The organism is Streptomyces avidinii (assembly GCF_014650695.1).
GTDB classification, from domain to species: Bacteria; Actinomycetota; Actinomycetes; order Streptomycetales; family Streptomycetaceae; genus Streptomyces; species Streptomyces avidinii.
Map to the genome: position 1 here is coordinate 1 of NZ_BMVL01000020.1, position 5,793 is coordinate 5,793.

Annotated in this window: 7 protein-coding genes; 4 read left to right on the forward strand and 3 right to left on the reverse strand. The window is 74.8% G+C overall.

Annotation, left to right across the window (positions count from 1 at the left end; translation table 11 throughout):
* Positions 1-305: 305 nt before the first annotated feature.
* Positions 306-956 carry an NAD(P)-dependent oxidoreductase gene (locus IE257_RS34415; protein ID WP_189973778.1) on the reverse strand — a complete coding sequence of 217 codons (651 nt, stop codon included), beginning with the start codon at positions 954-956 and terminating at the stop codon, positions 306-308.
* A 66-nt stretch (positions 957-1,022) separates the two neighbouring features.
* On the opposite strand from IE257_RS34415, the gene IE257_RS34420 reads away from it, so the two are divergent.
* The gene (locus IE257_RS34420) at positions 1,023-1,676 is read left to right on the forward strand and encodes a TetR/AcrR family transcriptional regulator (RefSeq protein WP_189973779.1); all 654 of its coding nucleotides are present in this window, start codon (positions 1,023-1,025) and stop codon (positions 1,674-1,676) included.
* On the opposite strand, the gene IE257_RS34425 is transcribed toward IE257_RS34420, so the two are convergent.
* Positions 1,666-2,550: a carbohydrate kinase family protein gene (locus tag IE257_RS34425; RefSeq protein ID WP_189973780.1), complete on the reverse strand. Its 885-nt coding sequence runs from the start codon at positions 2,548-2,550 to the stop codon at positions 1,666-1,668. The genes IE257_RS34420 and IE257_RS34425 overlap by 11 nt on opposite strands.
* A gap of 118 nt (positions 2,551-2,668) precedes the next feature.
* Here IE257_RS34425 and IE257_RS34430 point away from each other — a divergent pair, with 118 nt between their 5' ends.
* The gene (locus IE257_RS34430) at positions 2,669-3,100 is read left to right on the forward strand and encodes a Rieske (2Fe-2S) protein (RefSeq protein ID WP_189973781.1); all 432 of its coding nucleotides are present in this window, start codon (positions 2,669-2,671) and stop codon (positions 3,098-3,100) included.
* Positions 3,101-3,121: 21 nt separating this feature from the next.
* On the opposite strand, the gene IE257_RS34435 is transcribed toward IE257_RS34430, so the two are convergent.
* Positions 3,122-4,054: a hypothetical protein gene (locus IE257_RS34435; protein WP_189973782.1), complete on the reverse strand. Its 933-nt coding sequence runs from the start codon at positions 4,052-4,054 to the stop codon at positions 3,122-3,124.
* A 229-nt stretch (positions 4,055-4,283) separates the two neighbouring features.
* Between IE257_RS34435 and IE257_RS34440 the strand changes: the two genes are divergently transcribed.
* Together IE257_RS34440 and IE257_RS34445 are read left to right on the forward strand one after the other, a co-directional pair.
* On the forward strand, positions 4,284-4,892 hold the full coding sequence (locus tag IE257_RS34440; RefSeq protein ID WP_189973783.1) for a papain-like cysteine protease family protein: 609 nt from the start codon (positions 4,284-4,286) through the stop codon (positions 4,890-4,892).
* 5 nt (positions 4,893-4,897) lie between these two features.
* A complete protein-coding gene (locus IE257_RS34445) occupies positions 4,898-5,683 on the forward strand; it encodes a hypothetical protein (RefSeq protein ID WP_189973882.1) in 786 nt (261 codons plus the stop codon).
* Positions 5,684-5,793: the final 110 nt, after the last annotated feature.

The following is a 5,793-nucleotide window of genomic DNA, read 5'->3' on the forward strand; positions in this document are numbered from 1 at the left end:
GAGGTCTTCGCCATGTTCAAGACCTGCCGAGTGTCAACAACGCTCGTGATCAATACACCTAGGCCTGCTCTTTCGGATCTTGCCGGGCCCGCGGCGCCCGGCACCGCCCCCGGCTGCATTGTCGGGGCGCCCGGGTACGTCCAGTTCTCGGGCGCCCCTCCGCCTTGCCGGGCACGGCACCGGACGCCGCGGGCTCGGCCGACAAGATCCGGAAGAGACGGCCCAGGTCGGCGGTCGCGCGGCGTTCGAGCCACGGGAGGGCCCGGCCCATGGCCGGGCCCTCCCGCGTGCGCCCGGAGTGGCCCTCAGGTGGCGACGCCCACCGCGCGGCGGGTGCAGGCCGGGTCCGTCAGGGCGGCGAGGAGGGCGTCCGCGACGTCCGCGCGCCCGATGACGCGGCCGCCGCGCACGTTGCCGCCGATCGCGCGGCGGTAGGTGCCCGTGCGCGGCCTGTTCCGGAGCATCGGCGGCCGGATCACCGTCCACTCGGTACCGCCGGCGGCCATCGCCGCCTCCATGTCCGCGAGGTCGGCGTACACGTCCCGCAGCAGCCGGCGCAGCAGCGGATAGACCACGGCGCGGGTGAAGAACCCCGCACCCTCCGGCAGGGGGCCGACCGGCGCCGCGCTCACGGCCGACAGTCGGCGTACCCCCGCCCGGTCCATGGCAGAAGTGATCGCACTCAGCGCCGGACCCGTGACCGGGGCCGTCCTGGCCTGCTTGTTGTTCGCCGGGCCGAGCGCGGAGACCACCGCGTCCTGCCCGCTGACCACGGACAGCACGGCCTCCGGGTCGGTCACGTCGAGGATCGTGGCCACCCGCAGCCGCTCGTGGGCGGGGACCGGCAGCCGCGCCGGATCCCGTACGACCGCGGTCACCTCGTGTCCCGCTTCGAGTGCCTGCCGGACGACCTCGCGGCCGACGCCGCCCGTCGCTCCGAACACCGTGATCTTCATCGTCCTACCCCCGTGACGAGAGGTGGGTGAGTATTCACTCACCCTTGCTTCCATTAGGGTGAGTGAATGCTCACCTCCAAGTCAAGCCGACCCACCCCCGAGCGGCTGCTCGACGCCGCCGAGAAGCTGATGCGCACCAGCGGCCTGGCCAACGCCACCACCAAGGCCATCGCCCGCGAGGCGGGCTGCTCGGAGGCCGCGCTCTACAAGTACTTCGCGAACAAGGAGGAACTCTTCGTCCGCGTGCTGATGGAACGCACCCCCAACGCCGGACCGCTCATGGCCGCCCTCCGGACCGGACCGGGGGAGGAGGGGGAAGGGCGGGACGACGGCGACGAACGGGCCGAGGGAGGGGCCGAGGGGGTCGAGGCAGGGCTCACCGCCATCGCCCGGCACGCCTCGCTCTTCTACGCGGACGCGATGCCCCTGGCCGCCTCGCTCTTCGCCGAGCCGACCCTCCTCACCCGCCACCGGGAGGGCGTCCAGGAGATCGGGGCGGGGCCGCACCTGGTCCTCGACGCGCTGGCCGGGCGGCTGCGGCGCGAGCTCGAAGCCGGGCGGCTGCGGCCCGACGCCGATCCGCGGGCCGCCGCCGCCCTGCTCCTCGGGGCCTGCTTCCAGCGGGCCTTCTTCCTGCACTTCTCCGGGGCCCATGTGGTCCAGCCCGTCGAGGAGTTCGCCCCGGCCGTGGCCCGGACCGTCTGGGCCGCTATCCGCTGAGCTCCGCCGCGTACGGCGGTTCCGCGCCCGCCCGGGTGCAGGTCAGGGCCGCCGCGTGGGCGGCGTGGGCCAGCACCTCCGGCCAGTCCACCGGCCCGCCCGGCGCGGCGGCGCCGAGCCGGTGCAGCAGGGCGGCGTTGACGGTGTCGCCCGCGCCGATCGTGTCCACCACCGTCACCGGGCGGGCCGCCGCCGAGTACTCCCCGCCCTCCCGCGTCCAGGCCGTCAGGCCCGCCGCGCCCCGGGTCAGCACCACCGCCGACGGTCCGGCCGCCAGCCAGTCCCCGACCCGGCCGCCGAGCCAGGCCGCGTCCTCCTCCGACAGCTTGAGGACGCTCGTGTGCGGCAGCAGCCGCTCCAGGAACCGTGTGCGGTACGCCGCCGGGTCCGCGATCAGCGCCGGCCGGATGTTGGGGTCCAGCAGGGTGAGCAGCCCGCGCCGGGACTCCCGGCGCAGCAGGGCCTCGTACGCGCTCGCGCCCGGTTCCAGGACCAGCGAGCAGGTGCCGAGCGCGAGGGCCCGTACCCCGTCCGGCAGGGCGGGCGGCAGGGTGAACAGCCGGTCCGCCGTGCCCTCGACGTAGAAGCCGTACGAGGCCGAGCCGTCCGGGGCCAGCGAGGGCACGGCGAGCGTGGTCGGCTCCGGACCGCGCTGGACCAGCGACAGCTCCACTCCGGCCGCCCGCAGGCCGGCCAGCAGGCTCTCGCCGAAGCCGTCCGTGGAGACCCGGGAGCAGAAGGCCACCTCGGCGCCGAGCCGGCCGAGCGCGAGCGCGGTGTTGTACGGTCCGCCGCCCCGCCGGGGCAGCAGCGCGCCGGGCGGCCGCGCCGCGGGCACCAGGTCGATGAGGGCTTCTCCGCCGACGACGATCACGCGGGGGAAGCTACCTCATGGGACGGCGGTATCGTCGGGTGGGCCGGTGCCCCGGTCGGGTTCCGGCCCGGGCCGGGCCGTGTACCCGCACCGCACCCCCGTAGCTCAGGAGAACCGCATGCCCGCGCCGCAGTCGCCCGCCCGCCGTACCGTCCTCAGGGGCGCCGCCGCGCTCGCCGGGGCCGCGGGCGCGGGAGTGACCCTCGCGGCCTGTTCCACCGAGACCAACAGCGGCGGCAACACCCCCGCCACTCCCACCGAGCCGGTGGACCTGGGCGCCGCCGCCGACGTCCCGGTGGGCGGCGCGAAGCTGTACCGGGAGAAGAAGCTGATCGTCAGCTGCCCGGCGGAGGGCCAGTACAAGGCGTTCAGCGCCCAGTGCACGCACGCCGGTTGCGTCCTGGACAAGATCGTCGAGGGCGAGGGGAACTGCCCCTGCCACGGCAGCCGTTTCGACGTGACCACCGGCAAGGTCCTGCGCGGCCCGGCCTCCGAGCCGCTGCCCGCCGTCCCGGTCCGGGCCGAGAACGGCAACCTCGTCGCCGGCTGACCGGCGCACGCCGCGGCCGGATCAGTCCCAGTCCCAGGCGATCCCGAGGATCCCGCGCCGCACCGACCGCTCCACCAGGTGAACCGCCCGGTGCCGTCCGCTGGGCGTCAGGTCCACGACGCCGGTGCGCGGGGCCTCGGGGCCGCCCCGCGCGAAGCGCCGGCAGCGCACCGGCAGGGCCGCTTCGTCGAAGCCGACCTGGAGCATGTACTGGCCGCCGGCGTAGCTGAAACCGCGCACGTACTCGCTGCTGCGGGCGCCCGTACCGTCCTCGATCACATAGCCGAAGACGTGGGTGTCCCCGCACCGCAGCCGCGCGTCGAAGAGCAGCTCCGCGACCACCACCCCGGACTCCGGGTGGCACCGCACCCGGCCCGTGCGGCAGTTCTCGTACGCCGACACGCGGATCCGGGACACGTCGCAGCCCGGATCGCCGTGGTGGACGGCGAGGTAGCGGTCGACCCCGTCCCGGTGCGCCCGGACGATCTGCTGCGACTCGCGGACCCGCAGCTCGCCCGCCGCGCCGATGCGGACCCGCTCGTGGTGCCCGACCGAGTGCAGCCCGCCGTCCGGCGGGAGGTCCATCCCGTCCAGCAGCCGCTCCACCGTCCCGCCCATGCTGAACAGGGCCCGGTACGAGCGGGTGGGCGGTCGGGCGGGCCCCGGACCGGCCCCCGGCGCGGCCAGCAGCCGCAGGAGAGCGCCGTCGGGCAGCTCCAGGATCCGCTCCAGGGCGCCGATCGCCCGCAGCGACTCGGGGTGACGCGGCCGCCGGGCGCCCTGCTGCCAGTAACTGAGACTGGTGACACCGACCTTGATGCCCTGTGCAGCGAGCCGGTGCTGGACCCGGTGGAGGGGCAGTCCGCGCGCGGCGAGGGCGGCGCGCAGGGCGAGGTGGAAGGGGCCGCCGTGCAGCAACCGGCCGAGTTCCGCCGTGTCGCCGGTCGGTCGCATGGCGACTCCTCTGTGAACGTTCACACGGGCCGGCACGGGGGATCGCGGCGGCGGGTCCGGGGGACCAGGTGACACCACAGCAACCGTTCACACCGCAGCCCCACCGTTCACACCGCAATGTCAACGCGTATTGAAGCGTGTTGACCTGATCGCGACAACTCCCTGATGCTCCTGAACAGCGTCCGGACGCGCTCCTCCACCCCCCAATCCCCACACTGGGAGGAACGCGATGCGCAACCGAAACCGGCGGCTTTCCCCAGCCGCCTCCCTCACCGCCGTGCTCACCGCCCTGCTGTTCGCCCTGCCCATCGGCACCGGCACCGCCGCCGCAGCCGATGCCGGCACCGACTCCGCCCTCGCCACCAAGCGCCTGAACATCACCATGCAGGCGCAGACGAAGACCAACTGGTGCTGGGCCGCGGGCGGCAACACCATCGCCACCTGGTTCGGCCGGAACTACAGCCAGAACCAGTTCTGCAACGCCGCCTTCAACCGCCAGCAGGGCAGCGAATGCCCCAACGACCAGGCCACCCTCGGCAATGTCCAGACCGGGCTGCGCTGGGCGGGCATCAACCCCGGCTCGTACGTCAACGGCTGGCTCCAGTACTCCACCGTCCAGACCGAGATCAACGCCAACCGGCCGATCGAGACCCGGATCCAGTGGTCCAACGGCGGCGGCCACATGCACGTCGTCTACGGCTACGACACCGCGAGCAACTGGGTCTACTGGGGCGACCCCTGGCCCTCCAGCGACCGCTACAACTGGGCCTCGCACGCCTGGTACGTCAACAACAACACCTTCTCCTGGACCCACTCGCTCTACCGGATCGGGGCGTGACCGCCATGACCCTGCGCGCCGCCACCGCCGCCGCGGTCCTCGCCGCCACCGCCCTCCTCGGCCTCGCCCCGCTCGCGGCCGCGGCTCCCGGGGGGCCCGTGCCGCAGCCCGAGGCCGCCACCGCGGAGAACCGGGCCGCCGCCGAGCGGGCGGCCACCGCACCCGACACCCTGGCCACGCTCTCCCGCTTCTTCGCCCGGGAGGGCAAGGTCTCCCTCACGGCCGCGCAGCCCCGGATCGAGGGCGGGGCGATACCCGTCAACCACCTCTCCCCGGAGTTCGTCGCGGGCAGAGCGGGCGCGCCCGTCGCCCGGCTGGAGTTCCTCGCCAGCAGGGCCGTCTCCTCCGACGGGCAGCAGGCCGCGCTGTGGACGGCGCGCACGGAGGCCGGCTGGCAGGTCGTGAACATCGCCACCGGCGACGACGAGTTCCGCTACGCCCGGCTGGGTGCGCAGAAGCTGCCCGGGGGGACGGTGTTCCGGGAGCCGCAGATCGACGCCTGGTACGTGACCGGGGGCAGCAGGGTGCTGCCGCTGGACGAGGACGCGGTGCGGGCCGTGGGCGCCGGGGGAACGAGCCTGGACGCCTACCGGGCCCGGGTGGCCGGGGCGTACGGGGACAAGCTGCCCGGGTCCTCGTATGCCGCGCGCGGCATGGCGGGCGGCTACGCCGAAGTCCCGGCCGGGGGTGACGCGACACCGGTCGCGGCCGCCGCCGCCGGCGCCGGGGCGCTCGCGCTGGGCGGGGGCGGGCTGCTGATGGTCCGGCGCCGCCGGGCCGTCGGGGCGTAGCCCGCTCCGCGGGCCCCCGGGGGGCTCCGCCCCCGGACCCCCGCGCCTCAAACGCCGGCGAGGCTGGAGAGGCGCCTCACACGCCGGCGGGCCGGTGTTTCAGCCCGTCC

Excerpts from the sequence above, each read along its gene's own strand:
- IE257_RS34415 (WP_189973778.1), bottom strand. The coding sequence starts at position 956 with ATGAAGATCACGGTGTTCGGAGCGACGGGCGGCGTCGGCCGCGAGGTC.
- IE257_RS34440 (WP_189973783.1), top strand. The coding sequence starts at position 4,284 with ATGCGCAACCGAAACCGGCGGCTTTCCCCAGCCGCCTCCCTCACCGCC.
- IE257_RS34435 (WP_189973782.1), bottom strand. The coding sequence starts at position 4,054 with ATGCGACCGACCGGCGACACGGCGGAACTCGGCCGGTTGCTGCACGGC.
- IE257_RS34420 (WP_189973779.1), top strand. The coding sequence starts at position 1,023 with ATGCTCACCTCCAAGTCAAGCCGACCCACCCCCGAGCGGCTGCTCGAC.
- IE257_RS34430 (WP_189973781.1), top strand. The coding sequence starts at position 2,669 with ATGCCCGCGCCGCAGTCGCCCGCCCGCCGTACCGTCCTCAGGGGCGCC.
- IE257_RS34445 (WP_189973882.1), top strand. The coding sequence starts at position 4,898 with ATGACCCTGCGCGCCGCCACCGCCGCCGCGGTCCTCGCCGCCACCGCC.